This is a genomic window from Rahnella victoriana (assembly GCF_021276285.1).
Lineage (GTDB): Bacteria > Pseudomonadota > Gammaproteobacteria > Enterobacterales > Enterobacteriaceae > Rahnella > Rahnella victoriana.
Map to the genome: position 1 here is coordinate 1534614 of NZ_CP089919.1, position 25137 is coordinate 1559750.

21 protein-coding genes are annotated in these 25137 nt (G+C 54.5%); 14 read left to right on the top strand and 7 right to left on the bottom strand.

Annotated features, from left to right (window positions below; all coding sequences use genetic code 11):
* The first annotated feature begins 277 nt into the window (after positions 1 to 277).
* Positions 278 to 2923 (top strand): phosphoenolpyruvate carboxylase, encoded by a 2646-nt coding sequence (ppc, locus tag J9880_RS07075; RefSeq protein WP_095924147.1) that lies wholly within the window; start codon positions 278 to 280, stop codon positions 2921 to 2923.
* A gap of 73 nt (positions 2924 to 2996) precedes the next feature.
* Here the strand turns inward: ppc and metF are convergent, their stop codons facing one another.
* The 3 genes from metF to metB all read right to left on the bottom strand — a co-directional run bounded on the left by metF (position 2997) and on the right by metB (position 7782).
* The gene (gene metF, locus J9880_RS07080) at positions 2997 to 3905 is read right to left on the bottom strand and encodes a methylenetetrahydrofolate reductase (RefSeq protein ID WP_095924146.1); all 909 of its coding nucleotides are present in this window, start codon (positions 3903 to 3905) and stop codon (positions 2997 to 2999) included.
* 278 nt (positions 3906 to 4183) lie between these two features.
* Positions 4184 to 6619: a bifunctional aspartate kinase/homoserine dehydrogenase II gene (locus J9880_RS07085; protein ID WP_095924145.1), complete on the bottom strand. Its 2436-nt coding sequence runs from the start codon at positions 6617 to 6619 to the stop codon at positions 4184 to 4186.
* A gap of 2 nt (positions 6620 to 6621) precedes the next feature.
* Positions 6622 to 7782 carry a cystathionine gamma-synthase gene (gene metB / locus J9880_RS07090; RefSeq protein ID WP_095924144.1) on the bottom strand — a complete coding sequence of 387 codons (1161 nt, stop codon included), beginning with the start codon at positions 7780 to 7782 and terminating at the stop codon, positions 6622 to 6624.
* 330 nt (positions 7783 to 8112) lie between these two features.
* Between metB and metJ the strand changes: the two genes are divergently transcribed.
* Complete coding sequence (gene metJ, locus J9880_RS07095) at positions 8113 to 8430, top strand: met regulon transcriptional regulator MetJ (RefSeq protein ID WP_004392248.1); 318 nt, start codon at positions 8113 to 8115, stop codon at positions 8428 to 8430.
* Positions 8431 to 8601: 171 nt separating this feature from the next.
* Here the strand turns inward: metJ and rpmE are convergent, their stop codons facing one another.
* The gene (rpmE, locus tag J9880_RS07100) at positions 8602 to 8814 is read right to left on the bottom strand and encodes a 50S ribosomal protein L31 (protein ID WP_112289349.1); all 213 of its coding nucleotides are present in this window, start codon (positions 8812 to 8814) and stop codon (positions 8602 to 8604) included.
* Between the two features lie 201 nt (positions 8815 to 9015).
* Between rpmE and priA the strand changes: the two genes are divergently transcribed.
* From priA to rraA, 7 genes are all read left to right on the top strand, one after another.
* On the top strand, positions 9016 to 11211 hold the full coding sequence (gene priA, locus J9880_RS07105) for a primosomal protein N' (RefSeq protein ID WP_232770256.1): 2196 nt from the start codon (positions 9016 to 9018) through the stop codon (positions 11209 to 11211).
* Between the two features lie 203 nt (positions 11212 to 11414).
* On the top strand, positions 11415 to 12443 hold the full coding sequence (gene cytR, locus J9880_RS07110; protein WP_095924140.1) for a DNA-binding transcriptional regulator CytR: 1029 nt from the start codon (positions 11415 to 11417) through the stop codon (positions 12441 to 12443).
* 99 nt (positions 12444 to 12542) lie between these two features.
* Complete coding sequence (gene ftsN, locus J9880_RS07115) at positions 12543 to 13484, top strand: cell division protein FtsN (protein ID WP_095924139.1); 942 nt, start codon at positions 12543 to 12545, stop codon at positions 13482 to 13484.
* 115 nt (positions 13485 to 13599) lie between these two features.
* Positions 13600 to 14130: an ATP-dependent protease subunit HslV gene (gene hslV, locus J9880_RS07120; RefSeq protein ID WP_095924138.1), complete on the top strand. Its 531-nt coding sequence runs from the start codon at positions 13600 to 13602 to the stop codon at positions 14128 to 14130.
* 12 nt (positions 14131 to 14142) lie between these two features.
* The gene (gene hslU / locus J9880_RS07125) at positions 14143 to 15477 is read left to right on the top strand and encodes an HslU--HslV peptidase ATPase subunit (protein ID WP_095924137.1); all 1335 of its coding nucleotides are present in this window, start codon (positions 14143 to 14145) and stop codon (positions 15475 to 15477) included.
* Positions 15478 to 15573: 96 nt separating this feature from the next.
* Entirely contained in the window at positions 15574 to 16500 is a 927-nt protein-coding gene (locus J9880_RS07130; protein WP_232770257.1) for a 1,4-dihydroxy-2-naphthoate polyprenyltransferase, read from the top strand.
* Between the two features lie 120 nt (positions 16501 to 16620).
* A complete protein-coding gene (rraA, locus tag J9880_RS07135) occupies positions 16621 to 17106 on the top strand; it encodes a ribonuclease E activity regulator RraA (protein WP_013577584.1) in 486 nt (161 codons plus the stop codon).
* Positions 17107 to 17169: 63 nt separating this feature from the next.
* Here rraA and zapB read toward each other — a convergent pair whose 3' ends face one another.
* The gene (gene zapB / locus J9880_RS07140; RefSeq protein WP_013577585.1) at positions 17170 to 17409 is read right to left on the bottom strand and encodes a septal ring assembly protein ZapB; all 240 of its coding nucleotides are present in this window, start codon (positions 17407 to 17409) and stop codon (positions 17170 to 17172) included.
* 578 nt (positions 17410 to 17987) lie between these two features.
* On the opposite strand from zapB, the gene J9880_RS07145 reads away from it, so the two are divergent.
* From J9880_RS07145 to glpX, 3 genes are all read left to right on the top strand, one after another.
* Positions 17988 to 18836 (top strand): MIP/aquaporin family protein, encoded by an 849-nt coding sequence (locus tag J9880_RS07145; RefSeq protein ID WP_119823896.1) that lies wholly within the window; start codon positions 17988 to 17990, stop codon positions 18834 to 18836.
* Positions 18837 to 18881: 45 nt separating this feature from the next.
* Positions 18882 to 20405: a glycerol kinase GlpK gene (gene glpK, locus J9880_RS07150; RefSeq protein WP_095924134.1), complete on the top strand. Its 1524-nt coding sequence runs from the start codon at positions 18882 to 18884 to the stop codon at positions 20403 to 20405.
* 143 nt (positions 20406 to 20548) lie between these two features.
* Positions 20549 to 21559 (top strand): class II fructose-bisphosphatase, encoded by a 1011-nt coding sequence (gene glpX / locus J9880_RS07155; RefSeq protein WP_232770258.1) that lies wholly within the window; start codon positions 20549 to 20551, stop codon positions 21557 to 21559.
* Between the two features lie 55 nt (positions 21560 to 21614).
* On the opposite strand, the gene emrD is transcribed toward glpX, so the two are convergent.
* On the bottom strand, positions 21615 to 22808 hold the full coding sequence (gene emrD / locus J9880_RS07160; RefSeq protein ID WP_232770259.1) for a multidrug efflux MFS transporter EmrD: 1194 nt from the start codon (positions 22806 to 22808) through the stop codon (positions 21615 to 21617).
* Between the two features lie 323 nt (positions 22809 to 23131).
* Here emrD and fpr point away from each other — a divergent pair, with 323 nt between their 5' ends.
* Positions 23132 to 23878 carry a ferredoxin--NADP(+) reductase gene (gene fpr, locus J9880_RS07165; protein ID WP_232770260.1) on the top strand — a complete coding sequence of 249 codons (747 nt, stop codon included), beginning with the start codon at positions 23132 to 23134 and terminating at the stop codon, positions 23876 to 23878.
* Positions 23879 to 23894: 16 nt separating this feature from the next.
* Here fpr and J9880_RS07170 read toward each other — a convergent pair whose 3' ends face one another.
* Positions 23895 to 24317, bottom strand: a complete 423-nt coding sequence (locus J9880_RS07170; RefSeq protein WP_095924130.1) for a DUF805 domain-containing protein — start codon at positions 24315 to 24317, stop codon at positions 23895 to 23897.
* 158 nt (positions 24318 to 24475) lie between these two features.
* On the opposite strand from J9880_RS07170, the gene J9880_RS07175 reads away from it, so the two are divergent.
* Positions 24476 to 25084 (top strand): DUF1454 family protein, encoded by a 609-nt coding sequence (locus J9880_RS07175; RefSeq protein ID WP_232770261.1) that lies wholly within the window; start codon positions 24476 to 24478, stop codon positions 25082 to 25084.
* Positions 25085 to 25137: the final 53 nt, after the last annotated feature.

Consider the following 25137-nt stretch of genomic DNA (forward strand, 5'->3'; position numbering starts at 1 on the left):
ATTGATGAAGAAACAATCAGGGCGCTCACGGGCGCCCTTTGATACTGTACAAACGTGCGATTAGCCAAACTGATATCGTCGCGGTTGTAATTAAATTTCAGCGACATGGCCAAAAAGACCATTTTTCACGTGAGTGATCGGGGGTTTTTGGGTTAAAACAGGGGCTGAATTTAAAAAGTGTGGCCAGGTTGGCAGGGTGAACGGGGCAAGAATGCCTGACGGGTGAAAGTTATTTACAGAATATAAAAATTAAACGAGAGAACGGGTCAGAGGTAATATGAACGAACAATATTCCGCAATGCGAAGTAATGTCAGTACCTTAGGTAAATTGCTGGGCGACACGATCAAAGATACGTTGGGAGAACATATCCTGGATCGTGTTGAGAAAATCCGTAAGCTGTCGAAATCCTCCCGCGCCGGAAACGAAGCGGATCGACAGGAGTTGCTGTCAACGCTGCAAAATCTCTCTAATGATGAGCTGCTGCCTGTTGCCCGTGCTTTTAGCCAGTTTCTGAACTTAGCCAACGTGGCTGAGCAATATCACAGCATTTCGCCGCACGGCGAAGCCGCCAGCAATCCTGAAGCGCTGGCCCAATTGTTCGATCGCCTGAAATCCAAAAATCTCTCTGACCAGCAGTTACGTGATGCCGTTGACCAGCTTTCTATCGAACTGGTGCTGACCGCGCACCCGACAGAAATTGCCCGCCGCACGCTGATCCACAAACTGGTGGAAGTGAATAACTGCCTCAAACAACTCGACCATAACGATCTGGCCGATTACGAGCGCAAACAGATCATGCGCCGCCTGCGCCAGTTGATCGCGCAGTCATGGCATACCGATGAAATCCGCAAAAACCGCCCTTCTCCGGTGGATGAAGCCAAATGGGGTTTTGCCGTTGTCGAAAACAGCCTGTGGGAAGGCGTGCCTGCTTTCCTGCGTGAACTGAACGAACAGCTGGAATCCTCGCTGGATTACAAAATGCCGGTGGAAGCCGTGCCGGTGCGCTTCACGTCCTGGATGGGTGGTGACCGCGACGGTAACCCGAACGTCACCGCCGACATCACCCGTCACGTACTTTTACTGAGCCGCTGGAAAGCGACTGACCTGTTCCTGCGCGATGTCGCGGTACTGGTGTCAGAACTGTCGATGACCGAATGCACGCCGGAACTGCGCGAACTGGCTGGCGGTGCGGACATCATCGAACCTTACCGTGAAATCATGAAACAGCTGCGTTCACAGCTGACCAATACCCAGGTGTATCTGGAAGCCCGTCTGAAAGGCGAACGCGTCGCGCGTCCTCACGATTTGCTGGTGAAAAATGACCAGCTGTGGGCACCGCTTTACGCCTGTTACCAGTCACTGCAAGCCTGCAACATGGGCATTATCGCCAACGGTCAGTTGCTGGATACCCTGCGCCGCGTGCGTTGCTTCGGCGTGCCGCTGGTGCGTATCGATGTGCGTCAGGAAAGTACCCGCCACACCGATGCTATCGCCGAAATCACCCGCTATCTTGGTCTGGGTGATTACGAAAGCTGGTCAGAATCCGACAAACAGGCTTTCCTGATCCGCGAACTGAATTCAAAACGTCCGCTGGTGCCACGCCACTGGGAACCGAGCGCCGACACCAAAGAAGTGCTCGATACCTGTCAGGTGATCGCCGAAGCGCCGGAAGGCTCGATCGCGGCGTATGTCATTTCGATGGCGCGTACGCCGTCTGACGTGCTGGCCGTCCATCTGCTGCTGAAAGAAGCCGGTTGCCCGTTCCCGATGCCGGTCGCGCCACTGTTCGAAACGCTCGACGACCTGAACAACGCCGACGATGTGATGAAGCAATTACTGAGCATCGACTGGTACCGTGGTTTCATTCAGGGCAAACAGATGGTGATGATTGGCTATTCCGACTCCGCAAAAGACGCGGGCGTGATGGCGGCATCCTGGGCGCAATACCGTGCACAGGACGCCCTGATCAAAACCTGCGAGAAAGCGGGCATTGCCCTGACGCTGTTCCACGGACGCGGCGGTTCGATTGGCCGTGGCGGCGCACCGGCGCAAGCTGCGCTGCTGTCTCAGCCTCCGGGCAGCCTGAAAGGCGGCCTGCGCGTCACCGAACAGGGCGAAATGATCCGCTTCAAATTCGGTCTGCCGGAAGTGACCATCAGCAGTCTGGCGCTGTACACCTCCGCCATTCTGGAAGCCAACCTGTTGCCGCCGCCTGAGCCGAAAAAAGCCTGGGTGGACATCATGGAACAGCTGTCTGACGTGTCCTGCAAAATGTACCGTGGCTACATCCGTGAGAATAAAGACTTCGTGCCTTACTTCCGCGCAGCCACGCCGGAGCAGGAACTGGCGAAACTGCCACTCGGCTCCCGTCCGGCGAAACGTAAAGCCAGCGGTGGCGTCGAAAGCCTGCGTGCTATTCCGTGGATTTTCGCCTGGACGCAAAACCGTCTGATGCTGCCTGCCTGGCTGGGCGCGGGTGCCGGTTTACAAGCGGTAGTAGATGATGGAAAACGCGACGAGCTGGAAACCATGTGCCGGGACTGGCCGTTCTTCTCAACCCGTATCGGCATGCTGGAAATGGTGTTCGCGAAAGCGGACCTGTGGCTGGCGGAATACTACGATCACCGTCTGGTCGGGAAAGAATTGTGGCCGCTGGGTCAGCAATTGCGTGACCAGCTGGCAAGCGACATCAAAGTGATCCTGGCGATTTCTAACGACGATCACCTGATGGAAGATTTGCCGTGGATTGCGGAATCTATCGCCCTGCGTAACGTCTACACCGATCCGCTGAACGTATTGCAGGCCGAATTGCTGCACCGTTCACGCGAACTGGAACAGGACGGCAAGCAGGATGCCAATGTCGAACAGGCACTGATGGTGACGATTGCCGGCGTGGCGGCGGGTATGCGTAATACCGGCTAGTTTTGCTGACAGCACCCAAAGAAAAACCCGCGAATTCGCGGGTTTTTTACCTTCAGCGCCGGGCAAAAAAAGATTAAGCGCGAACCGGCACGGCGATATCAGGACGCACACCCAGCGTGTGGCAAATCGCATAACTCATTTCGGCACGGTTCAGGGTGTAGAAATGGAAGTCCTTCACGCCTTCACGGCTGAGGATTTTCACCATGTCCATCGCGATATTGGCACCGACCATTTTGCGGGTTTCGGCATCGTCATCCAGCCCTTCGAACAGGCTGTTCATCCAGTGCGGAACACGCACGTTAGTCATCGTCGCAAAGCGCGTCAGCTGTTTGAAATTCGACACCGGCAGAATGCCCGGCACGATTTCCACATCAATCCCCTGACCGGCGCAGCGGTCGCGGAAACGCAGGTAGCTTTCCACGTCGAAGAAGAACTGGGTAATCGCACGGTTGGCACCGGCATCAATTTTGCGTTTCAGGTTAATCAGATCGGACTGCGCGTTTTTGGCTTCCGGATGCACTTCCGGGTACGCCGCAACGGAAATATCAAAGTCGCCCACTTCTTTCAGCAACTGCACCAGATCGGTGGCATACATTTCCGGTTTGCCACTGCCTGGCGGTAAATCGCCGCGCAGGGCGACAATATGGCGGATACCGCTTTCCCAGTAATCCCGGGCGATCTGACGCAGTTCATCACGGCTGGCATCGATACAGGTCAGGTGCGGAGCCGCTTCCAGACCGGTACGTTCTTTAATGCCTTTAATGATGCTGTGCGTGCGGTCGCGCTCGCCGGAGTTGGCGCCGTACGTTACCGACACGAACTTTGGCCTGAGGCTGCTGAGGCGATCAATAGAGCTCCACAACGTATCTTCCATCTCGCTGGTACGTGGCGGGAAAAATTCGAAAGAAACGTTAATCTGACCCTGTAACTCGGCCAGATTCTGGTTCAGCGCTTCGCGCTGGTTTGCGTGGAAAAAGCTCATAAACACTACCTCATGGATCACTGCGTTTTGATTATGTTTCGTTATGATGGACGTTTGGACGTCTAAACGTATAGATAGAAAATGACGGAAAGCAGACAAAGTGTCAACGTTAAAATGATGGCAGGGGATGATTAATCTTCACGCAAACTGAAAGAATTTCACGTTGGGGACGTTTTGCTGTGGGAATTAAGCTCCTCCCCCTGCGAAGGGGGAGGCTGGGAGGGGGTTTAGCAGACCACTCCGCTCGTTGTTCCCATGAGAAGGACAGGCGCAGGGAATTACAGAAGTTGAGTAAGACGATTAAGGTCAGACTGCAATGCACCGGCGGTGACATCACGTCCTGCACCCGGCCCGCGGATCACCAGCGGGTTATCGCGATACCAGCGGCTTTCGATGGCGAACACGTTATCGCACGGCAGCAATGCGGCCAGAGGATGATCCTCACGCACAGCTTCCACGCCAACACGGGCTTTGCCGTTAGCATCGAAACGCGCCACGTAGCGCAGCACCAGACCCATTTCGCGGGCGGCTTCCAGACGCTGCAGCATTTGCTGATTCAGCGCCTCGCCGTCTTCAAAGAACTGATCGACAGAACCTGTCGCGCAGGCTTCCGGCACCAGCGATTCCACACGAACCTGCGTCGGCTCGATGTCGTAACCCGCTTCGCGCGCCAGGATCACCAGCTTACGCATCACGTCCTGACCGGATAAATCATCACGCGGATCCGGCTCCGTCAGCCCCTGCTGCCATGCCAGATCCACCAGTTCGGTGAACGGTAACGTACCGTCGAATTGCAGGAACAACCATGACAAGGTGCCGGAGAAAATCCCGCTGATCGCCAGAATGCTGTCGCCGCTTTCGCGTAAATCACGCACCGTATGGTTGACCGGCAAACCGGCTCCGACCGTGGCGTTATACAACCAGTGGCTGCCCGTTTTGGAAAACGCGTCGCGGATCTGACGGTATTTATGGGTATCCGATGCACCGGCCAGTTTGTTGGCGCTGATCACATGGAAACCGTAGCTGGCGAAATCGAGATACTGATCCGCCAGTTCGGCGCTGGCCGTCACATCCAGCACCACTAAATCGTCATAAGGATGCGCACGCATCCACAGGAACAGCGATTCTTCATCGTGTGCCTGCGATTCATCATCAAAGAAGGCCAGCGCGCGGCTGGCGTCCAGACCGTCGTAATTGAGCAGACTGCGCTTGCTGTCGACCACGCCGGCCAGCACAAACTCAAAACCACTGCGGGCAGAGATGTTCTTTTGCTCACGGGCGAACAGTTCCAGCCAGCGTGAACCGATGTTGCCTTTACCAAACAGCATCAGACCGATTTGCTTTTCAGCGCGGAACAGCGTTTTGTGCAGCCCCTGAATCAGGTGCGCGGTCGGGCCGATACGCAGTACGGCGACCAGACTGATGCCGTCTTCCGCCTGCCAGATAAACTCCACCGGCTGATCTTTCATTTCCTGATAGAAACGGTGACTGTGCAGCGGATTCTTACACACGCCCGCACCGACCAGCGCCACCAGCGCCAGCCCTTCACGCAGCGTCAGACGCGCCGGCAGGGCCGCCTCTTCCAGTACCTGTAATGCGCTGCCCGCCACTTCGGAGGTGTAGCACAGTTGCAGCAAATTACGGTCAGGATGGATGCCGGTACACAGCGGTTTGATCTGCGCACGTTTAAGCAGCAGCTCAACATCTTTTTGTGCCAGACCAAAATCGTGACCGGAAGGGATGACCATTTCGATCAGACAAATATCATCGTGGCTGGTGACAATTTTCGCGCCAGTACCGGACGCCAGCACGCGTTCAATACGCGTTGAGCCTTGTTCCGGCTGGTAGCTGCAACGCAGCTGTAAATCGATATCACTGCCGGACACCGGCTGTAACGTACGGGTGTGCAGCACCGGTGCCGCCAGACGCGCCAGCTCGCTGGCTTCATCGAGACGCAGCAACGGCAGCAAACAGGCATCTTTCACTTTGCGCGGATCGGCGCTGTACACCCCGGCCACATCGCTCCAGATGGTGACGCGGCTGGCATTCGCCAGTGCACCAATTTGGGTGGCGGAGTAGTCACTGCCGTTACGGCCAAGCAGCACGGTTTCACCCGCGTCGCTGCGGGCGATAAAGCCGGTCACCACCAGATATTGCTGAGGATGTTGCGCGAGCAGTTGTTGCAGCAGCGGATACGAACGGCCTTCGTCTACCTGAGGTTGAGCGGCGCGTTCGGCACGCAGGAATTCCCGGGCATCCAGCCAGGCTGCCGGTAATTCCAGTTTGCACAGCACGGCAGACATCAGGCGTGCAGACCAGACTTCGCCATGCCCGACGACTTCGGCGTAAATCGCATCGGTCATTTTGCCATCAAGCAAAACAGCCAGACGTTCGAGATCATGAATAAAGGAAGCAATAAGCGGTTCGGCCATTTCCGGCGGCAACAGGCCGGTTATCAAATCACTCTGATAACGGCGCAATGCCTGCTGAACCTGATGCGCGGAAATTCTGTCTGTCTGGCTGAGCTTCAGCCAGCTGATCAGCTGGTTGGTTGTGCTGCCTGCCGCCGACACCACCATCATGTCGCCCGGTTTGGCATACTCGGCCATGATCCCGGCAACGCGCAGATAACATTTCACGTCGGCCAGACTGCTACCACCAAATTTGTGCAGCTGACGGCTTCCCGCCGGCGCTGCAACCGCTATTGCATTCATACTTACCTCGTTGCCGCTGACTGGAATGCGTGTTCCAGATCAGCAATCAAATCTTCGCTGTCTTCAAGACCTACAGAAATACGGAGCAAGCTGTCAGAAATCCCGGCGGCTTTACGCGCTTCCGGCGCCATGCCGGCGTGCGTCATGGTCGCGGTATGAGAAATCAGGCTTTCGACGCCCCCCAGTGATTCTGCGAGGGTAAATAACTTCAATTCTTTCAGGAAATGACGCAGCTGAGCTTCATCTCCGTTAAATTCAAAACTGATCATGGCACCGAAGCCACGTTGCTGGCGGCGGGCAATGTCATGGCCCTGGTTTTCCGGCAGCGACGGATGATACAGCTTTTTGACCTGCGATTGTTTCTGTAAATAAGCCACAATCGCCAGGGCATTTTCCTGCTGCTGTTTCACGCGAACCGTTAACGTGCGCAAACCGCGCAATAACAGATAGCTGTCAAACGCGGCGGCGGTCACACCAATATTGTTCGCCCACCACGCCAGTTCTGTCGCGTGTTCTGCGGTCTTAGATATTACCGTACCGGCGACCACATCAGAATGCCCGTTCAGATATTTAGTACATGAATGGACGACTAAATCCGCGCCAAGCTGCAACGGATTCTGCAACGCCGGGCTGAGGAAGGTGTTATCCACTACCGTCAGGGCACCGGCGGCGCGTGATGCATCGCAAATCGCCTGAATATCCACCACGCGCAGCAACGGATTGCTCGGGGTCTCAATCAGCACCAGTTTCGGCTGTTCTTTCAGTGCTTCGGCCAGCGCCTGCGGGTCGCCCTGATCGACAAACAGCACGCGATACGCGCCGCGTTTGCTCAGGCTGTCGAACAGACGGTAGCTGCCGCCGTAGCAATCGTGAGGGGCCACCAGTAAATCGCCAGGTTTCAGAAAGACCGTACACACCAGATGAATGGCAGACATACCGCTGCTGGTCAGTACCGCACCGGCACCGCCTTCCAGATCCGCCAGCGCGCGCTGAACCACATCACGCGACGGGTTACCGCGACGTGAATAGTCGTGCGCTCTTGGCTGGTTGAAATCTTCAAAGTTGTAGGTGCTGGAAAGGTAGATAGGCGGAACTACACAACCATATTGCTGATCATTGTTCAGGCCACTGCCTACGGCAATGGTGGCTTGCTTGTGCGTCATAATCGTTTCTTCCTGACGAAATGCGAAAGATGAGGATGTAAAGAGTAACGCCCGGAGTTATAGACGTCAATACATCTGGACATCTAAACTTCTTTGCGTATAGATTGAGCAACAGAGCAATACCCGCTAAAATTATGGCGTTAATGAAGATGTCAGGCAGAACTGTCGCGCCGGAATAGTTAAGCGCAAGGTGACAAAATGAACAATGCCGCAGGGAAAATCGTGAGGTATCCCTGTTAAATTCCGACATTTACTTAGTGAGAACAGTGAAAATCGGGCATAATCACGCGGTTTTCAGAATTTTATTTTTTGATAAATTTAAGGTGTCCCATGGCTGAGTGGAACGGCGAATATGTCAGCCCTTACGCTGAACACGGTAAGAAAAGCGAACAAGTTAAGAAAATTACGGTATCCATTCCGCTGAAAGTCCTCAAGATCCTCACCGATGAACGCACCCGTCGCCAGGTGAACAACCTGCGTCATGCGACCAACAGTGAATTATTGTGTGAGGCTTTCCTGCACGCCTTCACCGGTCAGCCTTTGCCGAATGACGAAGACCTGCGGAAAGAGCGCAGTGACGAAATCCCGGAAGCGGCGAAGATCCTGATGCGTGAACTGGGTGTGGATCCTGATACCTGGGAATACTGATCGCCGCGTCGATGGCCTGAAAAATCCGTACGAACCCGTCGTGCGGATTTTTGGGTATCTGGCGATCACCGGGGTAATGGCGATCAAAAAGAAAGATTTGTCTGGCGGGATGTCAAACGGCAGGCAACAAAAAAGGCGCCAAAGGCGCCTTTTTTTGCTCTCAAGCGTAGCTTATTTGCTGCTTGGAACGCTGAAACGCTTGTTGAAGCGGTCAACGCGGCCACCGGTAGCCACTTCACGTTGCTTACCAGTGTAGAACGGGTGACATTCGCCACAAACGTCCAGGTTCAGATCGTGACCCACAGTTGAGTGAGTTTTGATAACGTTACCGCATGAGCAGTTTGCAGTAACTTCTACGTATTTAGGGTGAATACCTTTTTTCATGGAAAACCTCTTCTTAAGGCCGCGTCGCTATCCAACCCTGTTCTGTCAGACACCACGCGTAGTGGATGATAGGCTTTGAGTACGAAATGCACCAAAGGCGGCGAATCATACAGAATCTCTGAGAACCGCGCAATGATGTTCATGCATTTCGAAGGACACAGTGTACACTATCTCGTCATTTTTTTATAGTCTGGATCCACAATGCCTGTTGCCCACGTTGCTTTACCCGTCCCGCTCTCCCGTACTTTCGACTATCTGTTGCCACCTGACATGGCGGTTTCAAAGGGTTGCCGGGTCAGTGTGCCTTTCGGTAAACGCGACGCTATCGGCATTGTCGTCAACGTCAGTGAATCCAGTGATTTTGGCCTGGATAAGCTGAAACCGGTACGCGAAGTGCTCGACAGTTCCAGTCTGTTTACCCCTGATTTGTGGCGCATCCTGTTCTGGGCCGCCGACTATTATCATTATCCCCTCGGCGAAGTGCTGTTCCATGCGCTGCCGGTGTTGTTGCGTCAGGGCAAAGCCGCCGAGCTGACGCCACTGTGGCAATGGTTCGCCACCGAGCAGGGTCGCGCCACGCCGCTCGACAGTCTGAAACGTGCGCCCAAGCAACAACAGGCGATGGCTGCGCTGATGCAAAAGCCGCTTTACCGTCATCAGGTCGCCGATCTGGATCTGACAGATACAGCGTTGCAGGCGTTACGCGCCAAAGGACTGACGGATTTACGTAGCATCGCGCCCGCCACGCACGACTGGCGCAAGGATTTTTCGGTCGTCGGCGAACGTTTACGCCTCAATACCGAGCAGGCCACCGCCGTGGGGGCGATCCGCAGTGAAGACCAGCAGTTCTCCGCCTGGCTGCTGGCCGGTGTCACCGGGTCGGGCAAAACCGAAGTCTATCTCAGCGTGCTGGAGAATATTCTGGCACAGGGCCGGCAGGCACTGGTGATGGTGCCGGAAATCGGCCTGACGCCGCAAACCATCGCGCGTTTTCGCGAGCGTTTCAGCGCACCGGTGGATGTGCTGCACTCCGGCCTGAACGACAGCGAGCGTCTCGCCGTCTGGCTGCGGGCGCGTAATGGTGAAGCAGGGATTGTCATCGGCACCCGTTCATCCCTGTTTACGCCGTTTGCCCGTCTCGGCGTCATCATTATCGACGAAGAACACGACAGTTCTTATAAACAGCAGGAAGGCTGGCGCTATCACGCCCGGGATCTGGCGGTGTACCGCGCTCACGCTGAAAACATTCCGATTATTATGGGCTCGGCAACACCTGCGCTGGAAACGCTGCACAACGTGGAACTGGGGAAATATCGCCAGCTGAAACTGACCAAACGTGCCGGGAATGCCAAACTCGCCCGCCAGAATTTGCTGGATTTGAAAGGGTTGCAGCTGAAAGTCGGGCTGTCTCAGCCACTGATCCAGAAAATGCAGGAACATCTGAAAGCCGATAATCAGGTGATGCTGTTCCTCAATCGCCGCGGTTATGCCCCTGCCCTGCTTTGTCATGAATGCGGCTGGATAGCCGAATGTCAGCGCTGCGATCACTATTACACCCTGCACCAGAATCATCGCCAGTTACGCTGCCACCATTGCGACAGTCAGCGCGCCGTGCCGCATCAGTGTCCGCACTGCGGTTCGACGCAGCTGGTCTCGGTCGGTGTCGGCACCGAACAGCTGGAAAACGAACTGGCGCCGTTGTTCCCGGATACGCCTATCACACGCATCGACCGCGATACCACCAGCCGCAAAGGTTCGCTGGAACAGCATCTGAGTGAAGTCCATCGCGGCGGTGCGCGCATTCTGATCGGGACGCAAATGCTGGCAAAAGGGCATCACTTCCCGGACGTCACGCTGGTATCATTGCTGGATGTCGACGGCGCGCTGTTCTCGGCGGATTTCCGTTCTGCTGAGCGTTTTGCCCAGCTTTATACGCAGGTTTCCGGCCGTGCCGGACGCGCAGGCAAACAGGGTGAAGTGGTGTTGCAGACGCATCATCCTGAACATCCGCTGTTGCAGGTGCTGCTACAGCAAGGTTACGACGAATTCGCCAGACAGACGCTGGCGGAGCGCAAAAGCGTTTTTCTCCCTCCTTATACCAGTCACATTATGATCCGCTCGGAAGATCACGATAATCAGCAATCGGCGCTGTTCCTCCAGCAGTTGCGTAATCTGCTGGAATCCAGCCCGCTGAAAGACGATTCACTGTGGATCCTGGGGCCGGTTCCCGCCTTGCAGGCCAAACGCAGCGGACGTTTCCGCTGGCAACTGCTGTTGCAGCATCCTTCACGCCGCGTTTTGCAGCATCTGATCAAAAGCTCTCAGCCCCTGATTGCCAGCCTGCCGCAGGCTAAAAAAGTGAAATGGACGCTGGATGTCGATCCGATTGACAGCTGATCCCTAAGGAAAATCCGCATAAATACTCAGGTTTTTTGCGTGATGGATCGAAAAAAGCATCTGCGTCACACTTTTAATGCAAATTAGGTAACAAATCCTACTCACATTCTGTTTAGAATGTGATGAGCTACACATCATGCGTAGCCAGGCGAGGAATGTTGATGCTGTTGTGTCAGTTTGATGCTGTTGCAAGGAGAGAGACGTTGGAGCACAAGAAAGAATTACCCGCCGCAACAATGAAAGATGTGGCTGAACAGGCAGGCGTTTCAACAGCAACCGTATCCCGTGCATTAATGAATCCGGAGAAAGTCTCCGCCGCAACCCGTCAGAAGGTTGATCAGGCCGTCATGGCCGTAGGTTATTCTCCTCATGCCCTGGCCCGTAATCTGAAACGGAATGAATCACGCACGATCCTGGTGATCGTCCCCGATATCTGCGATCCGTTTTTCTCAGACCTGATCCAGGGGATCGAGCGCACCGCGGCTGAAAGCGGTTATCTGGTATTGATCGGCGACTGTGCTCAGCAAAATCAGCAAGAAAAAACCTTTATCAATCTGATCATTACCAAGCAAATTGACGGCATGCTCCTGCTCGGCTCTGATTTGCCTTTCGATGCCAGCAAAGAAGAACAACGTAATTTGCCGCCGATGGTCATGGCCAATGAATTTGCGCCGGAACTGGAACTGCCGACCGTCCACATTGATAACCTGACGGCGGCGTTTGAAGCCGTGCACTATCTTCTGAAACTGGGGCATCAGCGCATTGCCTGCATCGCCGGTCCGAAACATATGCCGCTGTGCCAGTACCGTTCACAAGGCTATGTGCAGGCGCTGCGCCGCAACGGGTTGAGCGTCGAGAGCAAACTGACCATTCATGGTGATTTCAGCTATGAATCCGGCGCACAGGCGGTAACAGAACTGATGTCGCTGCCCGTTCCGCCAACGGCGATTTTCTGCCACAACGATGTGATGGCGATTGGCGCGATGTTCCAGGCAAAGAAAATGGGTCTGCGCATTCCGCAGGATCTGTCGGTGGTCGGCTTCGATGACATCAAGGCCAGCCAGTATACCGATCCTCCGCTGACCACCGTGGCGCAGCCGAGATTCCAGCTTGGCCGTCAGGCCATGTTATTATTGCTTGAGCAGTTACAGGGAAATCCGGTACAAAATGGCTCTCTGCTGCTCGACAGTGAACTGGTGGTGCGTGAAAGCACGGCCGCCCCTAACGCGTGAGTCAGTATTTAGTCTGTTATGAAGTTTTAATTTCAGTATATGTTCAGGGTTAAGTAACATGACGCACTTCTTCATTCATTACGACACAGCGAAACGATAGTGGCACAAAGAGACTATGTAAGCCGTGGGCGCTCAGGAGCGCGGCGGAAAAGTACCAGCCGGAGTAAAAAACGCAGTTCCCCAACGATCTCCAAAACCATGGTGGTGTTAGCCGTTGCGGTACTGGTGGTGTTTGTCGGTGGCCTCTATTTTATTGCGCACAATAAACATGAAGAAACGACAGTGTTGCCGACGCACGCTGTCCGTCCGGGTAATGGATTGCCGCCTAAGCCAGAAGAGCGCTGGCGTTACATTAAAGAACTGGAAAACCGCCAGATGGGCGTGACCACGCCGACAGAACCGACGGCGGGCGGACAAGTCGAATCCAAAACGCAACTGACGCCGGAACAGCGCCAGCTTCTCGAACAGATGCAGGCCGATATGCGCCAGACGCCAACACAGCTGTCTGAAGTGCCGTATAACGACCCGAATCAGGTGACGCAGGCACCGGCGCATACCTCGCGTCAGGTTCAGCAGCAACAGCAGCCGACTTATGCGCAGCAACAGCCGGTGCAGACTCAGCCGCGTCAGGTTCAGCCAACGTATACGCCGCAAACGCAGCCGGTACGTGCGCCGCAGGCTCAGGTGCAAACCCAGCCCGTTCAGCCTAAACCGAAGCCAGTGGTGAAAGAGCCGGTAAAAGAAGCGCCGAAACCGCAGCAACCCGCCGCCATTACTCAGGCTGAGCCGGAAAAACCAAAAGCGCAGGAAAAAACCCAGCGCTTTATGGTGCAGTGCGGTTCTTTCAAAGGCAGCGAACAGGCGGAATCCCAGCGCGCCAAACTGGCGTTTGAAGGTTTCGAAGGCCGTATCACCACGGGCGGCGGCTGGAATCGCGTCGTCATTGGCCCGTACAACAGCCGCTCCGGTGCAGACAGCACCCTCACCCGCCTGAAGAGCGCAGGCATCTCCGGTTGCATTCCCCTCGCAACCGGGGGTTGAAAACCCGTAATCCTTCCCCAATCTATACTTTCAATATGCCTCGTAAGCTTGTGAGACACCCGGTGTGTCCCACAAGCCTGCGGGGATCTTTTCCGTCTGCAACGAGGAACCGCTCGTGACAACAATTGTAAGTGTACGCCGCAACGGCAAGGTCGTTATCGGTGGTGATGGCCAGGCCACATTGGGAAATACCGTCATGAAGGGCAACGTCAAAAAAGTACGTCGCCTGTATAACGACAAAGTGATCGCGGGCTTTGCCGGCGGTACGGCTGATGCCTTCACACTGTTTGAGCTGTTCGAACGCAAACTGGAAATGCATCAGGGTCATCTGGTGAAAGCCGCCGTTGAACTGGCGAAAGACTGGCGAACCGACCGCATGCTGCGCCGTCTGGAAGCACTGCTGGCCGTCGCGGATGAAAATGCGTCGCTGATCATCAGCGGTAACGGTGATGTGATCCAGCCGGAAAACGACCTGATCGCCATCGGTTCCGGGGGTCCCTATGCCCAGGCCGCTGCCCGCGCCTTGCTGGAAAACTCTGAGCTTGACGCCCGCGACATCGTTGAAAAATCGCTGAGCATCGCCGGTGACATCTGCATCTACACCAACCAATTCCACACTATTGAAGAATTGTCTTCTAAAGCGTAAGGATCGAAAATTATGTCTGAGATGACCCCGCGCGAGATTGTCAGCGAATTAGACAGCTACATCATTGGTCAGGATAAGGCGAAACGCGCCGTGGCCATTGCCCTGCGTAACCGCTGGCGTCGTATGCAGCTTGATGAAGCGCTGCGCCATGAAGTCACCCCGAAAAATATTCTGATGATCGGCCCGACCGGTGTTGGTAAAACCGAAATCGCCCGCCGTCTGGCGAAACTGGCGAACGCGCCGTTCATCAAAGTGGAAGCCACCAAATTCACCGAAGTCGGTTATGTCGGTAAAGAAGTGGATTCCATTATCCGCGACCTGACCGATTCCGCCGTGAAAATGGTGCGTCTGCAATCCATCGAGAAAAACCGTTATCGCGCTGAAGAACTGGCCGAAGAACGCATTCTCGATGTACTGATCCCGCCAGCAAAAAACAACTGGGGACAGGCTGACGAAGCGCAGGAACCTTCTGCTGCGCGCCAGAATTTCCGCAAAAAACTGCGTGAAGGTCAGCTGGACGATAAAGAAATCGAAATCAGCCTGGCATCCGGTCCGATGGGCGTTGAAATCATGTCCCCTCCGGGCATGGAAGAAATGACCAGTCAGTTGCAGTCGATGTTCCAGAGCATGGGCGCTCAGAAACAGAAACCACGCAAACTGAAAATCAAAGAAGCACTGAAGCTGCTGGTTGAAGAAGAAGCGGCGAAACTGGTGAATCCGGAAGATCTGAAAGAACAGGCGATCGAAGCCGTTGAACAACACGGCATCGTGTTTGTCGATGAGATCGACAAAATCTGTAAACGCGGCGGTCAAAGCTCCGGCCCGGATGTCTCCCGTGAAGGTGTTCAGCGTGACCTGTTGCCGCTGGTGGAAGGTTGTACTGTATCGACCAAGCACGGCATGGTGAAAACCGATCACATTCTGTTTATCGCATCCGGCGCATTCCAGACGGCCAGCCCGTCTGATCTGATCCCTGAGTTGCAGGGGCGTCTGCCGATCCGCGTGGAATTGCAGGCGCTGTCGACAGAAGACTTCGAACGCATTCTGACCGAACCGAGTGCTTCGCTGACTCATCAGTACAAAGCATTGATGGCAACCGAAGGCGTGAACATTGATTTCACCCCTGACGGTATCCGCCGGATTGCGGAAGCCGCATGGCAGGTAAACGAAACTACCGAGAACATTGGTGCGCGTCGTCTGCATACCGTTCTGGAGCGTCTGATGGAAGATATCTCTTACGACGCCAGCGAAAGCAGCGGAATCTCCATAAACATTGATGCAGATTATGTTAGAAGCCACCTTGACCAGCTGGTAGCTGATGAAGATCTGAGCCGTTTTATCTTATAATTTGCTCATACGTTCCGAAAGTGATCTTCAGGGAGGCGTTTGCCTCCCTGATTTTTTTTAGATTTCGGACTGATTCTTCACCTGAGCGAAATCACTATGAGCATAATCACTCCCTGCACCCCGACGACGCCCGCCCGCGCCTGGCTGGAAAGCCTGCGTCCTAAAACCCTGCCACTGGCTTTTGCCTCTATCGTCATGGGTTCTGCCATTGCCAGCCTGCAAGGCGTTTTCCATCCGCTGACCGCGCTGCTGGCACTGCTGACTGCCGGTTGCCTGCAAATTTTGTCGAATCTGGCAAATGACTACGGTGACGCCGAGAAAGGCAGCGACACGCCCGATCGCGTCGGGCCACTGCGCGGCATGCAAAAAGGGTTGATTAGCGCGGCACAAATGAAACGCGCGATTATCCTGACCATCGCCCTGACCATTATCTGCGGTATCGCACTTATTGCGGTGGCCTGCCAAAAACCGAGCGACGTGGTCGGCTTTCTGATCCTCGGTCTGCTCTCGATTGGCGCCGCCATCACCTATACCGTCGGCACGCGCCCTTACGGCTACATGGGGCTTGGCGACATTTCGGTGCTGATTTTCTTCGGCTGGATAAGCGTCGCGGGCACATTCTATTTGCAGGCGGGTTATTTCGACTGGATTGTGATGTTACCGGCGACGGCGACCGGCTTGCTGTCCACGGCGGTGCTGAATATCAATAATTTGCGCGATATCGAAACGGACAGCGCCAATGGCAAGAATACGCTGGCGGTACGTCTCGGGCCGGTCAACGCGCGTCGTTATCACGCCACCCTTCTGACTGCTGCCGTCCTCTGTCTGGCAGTTTTTTCCGCCGTGCACCTCCACCACTGGACCGGCTGGCTGTTTGTTCTGGCGATCCCGATGCTGGCAAAACATGTCATGCGGGTAATGAATTCGAAAACGTCCACGGAAGTGCGCCCGCTGCTGGAGCATATGGTGAAAACCGCGTTGCTGACTAACGTATTGTTTGCGGTGGGTCTGTTACTCAATTGAGTTAAATTGGCCTGATGTGCGTTTATCGGGTCACTTTTCACATTTAACAATTGATGATTTTGCCAACATCCGCCGGAAAGGGATATACTGAATACTCATGCAGCAACCAGATGAAATCCTATGAAATACGATACTTCCGAACTTTGCGACATCTACCATGAAGAAGTGAATGTCGTCGAACCCTTGTTCTCCAACTTTGGCGGCCGTACTTCATTTGGCGGGCAAATCACCACCGTGAAATGCTTTGAAGATAATGGCTTGCTTTATGATCTGCTGGAAGAAAATGGCCGGGGCCGCGTGTTGGTGATCGATGGCGGCGGTTCTGTTCGTCGCGCACTGCTGGATGCCGGACTGGCACGCCTGGCGCTGCAAAACGAATGGGAAGGCATCGTGATTTATGGTGCGGTCCGTCAGGTTGACGATCTGGAAGAACTGGATCTGGGCATTCAGGCTATGGCCGCTATTCCGGCTGGCGCAGGCAGTGAAGGGATCGGCGAAAGCGACATTCGTGTCAATTTCGGCGGCGTGACCTTCTTCTCCGGCGACCATCTATATGCCGACAATACCGGTATCGTGCTGTCGGAAGACCCGCTTGATATCGAGTAACGCTTTCTTGCAGCAACAAAAAAGGACGCCATGGCGTCCTTTTTCATTTGATGGCGGAAGTGCTCAGACTTCTTCCATTTTTCCCAACAATGCACGCAGACGATCCTGCCATACGTGTTGTTCTTCTTTCAGCTGCGCATTTTCACGCACCAGAGACTCATGATTACCGCTGGCTTGCTGAACTTCCTGAGACAGGGTGTTGTTCTGCTCTTTCAGTTCTTCGATTTCCATCTGCAACAGAGTAATGGTATCGATCGCTTGCTGAACTTTAGCTTCTAATTTCTCAAATACTTCAAATGACATTTTTCGGTCCCCTTATGTTCGCAAGGCGCACATCTTATGTTCTGCCGCATCGTCCGGACACGGCTCAAAAATTCCTGCACACCGTCGATTTTCATAACAAATTCATCAGAGAATTGCGCAAAACCGCCGGGTGTCTTAACGGGTGATTGTATGTAGCCAGCTGTGGTCTGTCTACCAGCAACCCCTTTATCCACGCAGTCTGTTGCAATTTTACAGCGCCGGGTATCAGGAAATGCTTAAAAAGCAGCGTCACTCACCAGAAATCCGGCTTAATACCGATTAACCTTAGCCGCCGCGCGGATAAGGTCGCTGATGTTCGTTTAAAAAGACAGGTTCGCTGAAAATGTTAAATCATGGACTTTTTGCGCTGCATCAAGTTCTGCCAATACGCGAAATCGCTCATTTTTATGACACAACACACAAATTTTGATTTCGCTATTTCTCGTTTATGCTCGTTAACGATAAATTCACATTACGTTCTCATTTAATGATGAACGCCAAAATCCGATTACGTTCACGTACGACATAACAGAAAAACTATAACTAACCATTAACATTATCCTTAGCAGGATCAAACTATGAGCCAAACCATGAGTTCCACATTAAAAGGTCAGTGCATCGCTGAGTTTCTGGGTACCGGGCTTATCATTTTCTTTGGTGCGGGCTGTGTCGCAGCAATGAAACTTGCCGGAGCTACCTTTGGTCAGTGGGAAATCAGTATCATCTGGGGTCTGGGCGTGGCAATGGCCATCTACCTGACTGCAGCCATTTCAGGTGCACACCTGAACCCGGCGGTGACCGTCGCACTTTGTCTGTTTGCAAACTTTGAAGGACGCAAAGTTCTGCCTTACATCATCGCGCAGGTCGCCGGAGCCTTCTGTGCCGCCGCACTGGTCTACGGCCTCTACTACAACCTGTTCTTCGATTTCGAGCAAAGCCACAACATGGTGCGCGGCAGCGTCGAAAGTCTGGATCTGGCCGGTATTTTCTCAACCTATCCAAACCCGCATATCAGCGTCTTGCAGGCGTTTCTGGTTGAAACCGTGATTACCGCCATTCTGATGGCGCTGATCCTTGGCCTGACCGATGATGGTAACGGTATTCCACGTGGCCCGCTGGCACCGCTGCTGATCGGTATCCTGATCGCCGTAATCGGTGCCTCCATGGGGCCGCTGACCGGATTCGCCCTGAACCCGGCCCGTGACTTCGGTCCGAAAGTGTTCGCTTTCTTTGCTGGCTGGGGCAAGGTTGCCTTCACCGGCGCACGCGATATCCCTTATTTCCTGGTGCCGATTTTTGGTCCGCTGCTCGGGGCTTCTCTGGGTGCCATCGCATATAAAGCGCTGATTGGTCGCCATCTGCCAAATCAGATTAATGAGCCGGCAGAAGAAAAAGCGTCTCAGCCATCCAAACAGCGTAAGGCCTGATCGGCTAAACTGTTCCACAGCTTACTCATTCGCAGGATGAATATTATGTCAGCAGATACGACTCACGAAAAAAAATACATTGTTGCACTCGACCAGGGTACAACCAGCTCACGCGCCGTAGTTCTGGATCACGATGCCAATATCGTCAGCGTGTCACAGCGTGAATTCACTCAGATCTACCCTAAATCGGGCTGGGTTGAGCACGACCCGATGGAAATCTGGTCATCGCAAAGCTCGGTGCTGGTGGAAGTGCTGGCGAAAGCCGACATTAACTCTGATCAGATCGCCGGTATCGGTATCACCAACCAGCGTGAAACCACCATCGTGTGGGAAAAAGAAACCGGCAAGCCAATCTATAACGCGATTGTCTGGCAATGCCGCCGTACTGCTGACATCTGTGAAAAGCTGAAAAAAGACGGTCTGGAAGAATACATCCGTCACAACACCGGTCTGGTGATTGACCCGTATTTCTCCGGCACCAAACTGAAGTGGATCCTTGACCACGTCGAAGGCTCCCGTGAGCGCGCCAAACGCGGCGAACTGCTGTTCGGGACGGTTGATACCTGGCTGGTCTGGAAAATGACGCAGGGACGTGTTCACGTGACGGATTACACCAACGCCTCACGTACCATGCTGTTTAACATCCATGATCTGCAATGGGATGACCGCATGCTGGAGGCGCTGGATATTCCGCGCGAAATGCTGCCGGAAGTCCGCCCTTCTTCTGAAATTTACGGCCAGACCAACATCGGGGGTAAAGGCGGTACGCGTATTCCGATCGCCGGTATCGCCGGTGACCAGCAGGCGGCGCTGTATGGTCAGCTGTGCGTACAACCGGGTATGGCGAAAAATACCTACGGCACCGGCTGCTTCCTGCTGATGAATACCGGTACCGAAGCGGTTGCCTCTAAAAATGGCCTGCTGACCACCATCGCCTGCGGTCCGCGCGGCGAAGTGAACTACGCACTGGAAGGTGCGGTGTTTGTCGGCGGTGCTTCCATCCAGTGGCTGCGCGATGAGCTGAAACTGATCAGCGACGCGACTGACTCCGAATATTTTGCCATGAAAGTGAAAGACACCAACGGCGTTTACGTGGTGCCAGCCTTTACCGGCCTTGGCGCCCCTTACTGGGACCCGTATGCCCGTGGCGCGATCTTCGGTCTGAGCCGTGGCGCGAACAGCAACCACATCATCCGCGCGACGCTGGAATCTATCGCTTATCAGACCCGTGACGTTCTGGATGCGATGCAGGCTGACTCCGGCGCACGCCTGCAGGCGCTGCGTGTGGATGGCGGTGCGGTGGCCAACAACTTCCTGATGCAATTCCAGTCAGACATTCTCGGCACCCGCGTTGAGCGCCCTGAAGTGCTGGAAGTCACCGCACTGGGTTCGGCTTACCTTGCCGGTCTGGCTGTCGGTTTCTGGAACGATCTGGAAGAAGTGCGCAGCAAAGCCACCATTGAACGTGAATTCCGCCCAAGCATTGAAACGACGGAACGTAATGTCCGCTATAAAGGCTGGCAAAAAGCGGTGGCACGCGTTCGCTCCTGGGAAGATCACGACGAGTAATCGCCGGATATTATCGCCAACACCTGTTTCTGAAACTCCCCATCCGGGGAGTTTTTTTATGCCCCTTTCCCGTTGTGCTAAAATCTGCGGCACAGATGAGCCTCGCCTCACCGACCTCTTTTTTTCTTTCTACAGGCTTTCCAATGAAACGTGAATTAGCAATCGAGTTCTCCCGCGTGACCGAAGCTGCCGCGCTGGCCGGTTATAAATGGCTGGGTCGTGGTGATAAAAACCTGGCCGATAACGCTGCCGTTCAGTCCATGCGCATCATGCTCAATAAGGTCGATATCGACGGCACTATCGTCATTGGTGAAGGGGAAATTGATGAAGCGCCGATGCTGTATATCGGTGAAAAAGTCGGGACCGGCAATGGCGATGCGGTGGATATCGCCGTCGACCCGATTGAAGGCACGCGCATGACCGCCATGGGTCAGTCCAACGCGCTGGCTGTGCTGGCGGTTGGCGACCAGGGTTCGTTCCTCAATGCTCCCGACATGTACATGGAAAAAATCGCCGTCGGGCCGGGCGCAAAAGGGGCTATCGATCTGAATCTGACGCTGGCAGAGAATCTTGCCAATATCGCCAACGCGCTGGGTAAACCGCTGACCGAGCTGACCGTCGCCGTTTTAGCGAAACCACGTCATGACGACGCCATCCGCGAAATGCTGGCATCCGGCGTGCGTGTGTTTGCGTTCCCTGACGGTGACGTGGCGGCAACCATTCTGACCTGTATGCCGGAAAGCGAAGTGGATGTGCTGTATGGCATTGGCGGCGCACCGGAAGGCGTGATTTCTGCGGCAGTGATCCGCGCGCTGGATGGCGATATGCAGGGGCGTTTACTGGCGCGTCATGACGTGAAAGGCGATACACCGGAAAATCGTCGTATCGGTGAAGAAGAACTGGCGCGTTGCCAGACGATGGGGATTGAAGCCGGTAAAGTGCTGCTGCTGGATGATATGGCGCGTAATGATAACGTGATTTTCTCCGCGACCGGCATTACCAAAGGTGATCTGCTGGAAGGCATCAGCCGCAAGGGAAATATGGCGACCACCGAAACGCTGCTGATCCGCGGTAAATCCCGCACTATCCGTCGCATCCGCTCGACGCATTACCTCGACCGCAAAGACGCGGCGCTGCACGAATTTATTATCTAAACCTCAGCTTCCGGTCATCAAAAAGCAGGGCCATTCGCGCCCTGCTTTTGCATGATCAGGCCGTATGCCCTTCATGCTGACTGCGGTTCGACATCGGTAACCAGCACAATAAAATCAGCACCGCCATGGCGAACATCAGTAATCCCAGACTGAACTGACCGATTTGCGGCAACATCGCAGACATCCACGCCACCAGTCCGGATCCCATATTCTGCAATCCCCCGACCAGCGCACCTGCCGCCCCCGCCAGATACGGGAAAGGCTCCATCGCACCCGTGGTCGCCAGCGGGAACAACATGCCCGCGCCGAAGAAGAACAACGATGCCGGAACAATCAGCGTCCAGATATTCATCATGCCCAGCCAGCCGGGGATCCACATCGCCAGACCGGCGAGCAGGCAACTGATCACCGAATGCCACATCAGTTGCTGAAAGCTTTTCTCCGTGCGACCGGCGTACCATGCGCCAAAGAACGCCGCCGGAATGGGCAGGATAAACAGCACGCTGACCATCACGCCGCTCAGGCCGAGCACGCCGCCCATCAGCACGCCACAGCTGGCTTCAAATACCGCTACGCCAGCCAGTGCGCCAACCAGCATCACCAGATAACGGCTGAAGTTGGCATCAGCCAGCAATAAACGCAGGCTTCCCAGCATCCTGCGCGGCGGATGATCGGCGGTGAATTCAGGACGGGTTTCCGGCAGCCAGCGGTACATCGAGAACGCCACGCCCGCGCACAGGATTAACAGGAAACCGAAACTGGCTCGCCAGCCCAGCCATGCGGACAACGCACCGCCAATCACCGGCGCCAGCAGCGGACTGACCAGAATGCCCATGTTCAGCAGGCTGTTGGCATGGCGCAACGCGCCGCCGCTGTATAAATCACGCGGCATGGTTCTCGCCATTACGCCCGCCACACCGGTGCCCAGCCCCTGAATGGCCGCAAAGGCAATCAGCATCGTCAGGCTGGTGGACATCATCGCGCCCGCCGCCCCTATCAGGAAAATCATCAGGCCGGTGAGGATCACCGGTTTGCGGCCAATGTTATCGGAAAGCGGGCCATAGACCAGCTGTGAGCCGCCGTAGGTCAGCAGATACGCGGCCATCACCCGCTGCACAGCGCCCGGTTTAACGGCCAGGCTGGCCGCCATATCGGCGATATTCGGCACGTAAATGGTTTGCGCCATTTGCCCGACAGCCACCAGCAAAATGAGCATGATAAGCAGGTGAATGTTTTCCAGATTTTTCATTTTTCAGTTCATTATCAGATAAGGTTGGTAAAGTGCAGAATAAATAACCAGTAAATTCAGCCGGACTACCGCGGCGCATAAGTTAACAAATTAAGATGAATAAGCGAGTATTGCGGGAAACTCTTCTGAACCTTTGCTGGCAGCGGCGGGAACCACATCTGTAACGCTGGGTGTACAGAAATCGATACTGGCTAACGGGTCATGAATAGGCTGATAACATTTAACCGATACGGGATCCGAAAAATTTGAAATAAAATCAGGACATAATTTCGCACTGCATATTTTGCACGACATGAAGAAACCAGAAACCACGGGAGTTTTTTATGGCTGAATGGGTGACAGGAAAAGTCAAAAAAGTTGAGCACTGGACAGAGAATTTGTTCAGCATCACCGTCAATGCGCCCGTCGATCCTTTTACCGCAGGCCAGTTCGCCAAACTTTCGCTGGATATTGACGGTGAGCGGGTGCAACGCGCGTATTCTTATGTAAACCCGCCATCCAGCGGTGAGCTGGAGTTTTATCTGGTGAATGTGCCGGAAGGAAAACTCAGCCCGCGCCTGCATGTGATGCAGCCCGGCGACGAGATGACTATCACCAAAGAAGCCGCCGGATTTTTCGTGATTGAAGAAGTGCCTGAATGCGACACCCTGTGGATGCTGGCAACCGGCACGGCTATCGGGCCGTATCTGTCAATTTTGCAGGAAGGAAAAGGGCTGGAGCGGTTCAAAAATATCGTTCTGGTTCACGCTGCACGTTTCGCAGCTGACCTGAGTTATCTGCCACTCATGCAACAGCTTCAGCGTCGCTATGAAGGCAAATTACATATTCAGACCGTGGTCAGCCGCGAGGAAATTTCCGGCTCCCTGACAGGCCGTGTTCCGGCTCTGATTGAAAGCGGCGCGCTGGAAGAGGCTGTCGGCCTGAAGATGCTGGCTGAAGACAGCCACGTCATGCTGTGCGGCAACCCGCAAATGGTTCGCGATACCCAGCAGGTACTGAAAGACACACGGGGTATGCGCAAACACCTGAAACGTAAACCGGGCCATATGAACAGCGAGCATTACTGGTAAGCCTGTACATAAAAAATCAGCGGAATTTCACCTCGTCCGGCTCCGGGCCAAAACGATTTGTGCCCGGCGTGCCGACAAAAGCGCCGCAGTCGATCAGCAACATGATGAAAATGACTGAAGGCGCCAGACGTCCGAGAACCCAGCTCCACATCTGTGGCATCGCCGCCGCCCAGTTCCCGGCAACCAGCATCCACGCCAATACAAACAACAGCGCCCACCAGGCGGATTTATTACGGTCATGTAATCTTTTCACCAGCACCGCAGCCGTCGGCCACAGTAACACCACCAGCGCGAAACCGGCGGACTGATAGGTAATCCATTCCTGTGCGGCAAAAAAGAAATCAGCCACCATCAGAATCAGCCAGCTGACCATCCAGAGCCAGAAATCGCGGCGGCCCAGGCGGCCGTTAAAAGAAAACAGTGCATGCTGTAACGTCATTGGCAGTCGGTTCCGTCAAATACAATGGGAGTAAATTGTTAAAACAGGCGGAGTGTAACCTACCGGCAGAGGCGACGAGAATCTTTACGCACTCCTTTTGACATTACCCCCCGTTCCCCGCTTTAATCGGACAGTTGAATCAAAATAAGACACGCCCTATGACTGTTGCTCAATCCTTATTACGCCTGACGCTGTCCGCGTTAATCCTGCTCGCTGGCCAGAACATCGCGCTGGCCGATCCGCCGGCTGACCATGCCGGCACCGAAGAGATGCCAAAAGCCCCTTACCTGCTGGCCGGTGCGCCGACATTTGAAACGACGCTGATCAATTTCCGCGCGAAATACAATGAGGCCAATCCGACCCAGCAGATTGGCGAGTTCCGCGCGATCAGCGATAAATCCGCGAACAGTTCCCTGACCCGCGCCGCCAGCAAGATTAATGAAAATCTGTATGCCTCGACCGCGCTGGAAAAAGGCACCGGGAAAATCAAAACGCTGCAAATCACCTATCTGCCGATTCAGGGCACAGAAGAAAAAGCGGCCCGCACGCTGGCAATCAGCTATATGGCAAACCTGATGCGTCAGTTTGATGCCACCCTGACCACCGAACAAAGCGTGGCGAGAGTCGCTTCTTTGATCGAGAAAGGCAAAGGTCAGCAGTTTTATAAGCAGGAAGTGGGCGCGGTACGTTTTGTGATTTCAGACAATGGCGAAAAAGGTCTGACATTCGCCGTTGAGCCGGTCAAGCTGGCGCTCGCCGAGCCGTGAGATGACGGTTTTTAATGACAAAAAGCAAAGCCTTTATGGTCAATGATCTCTAT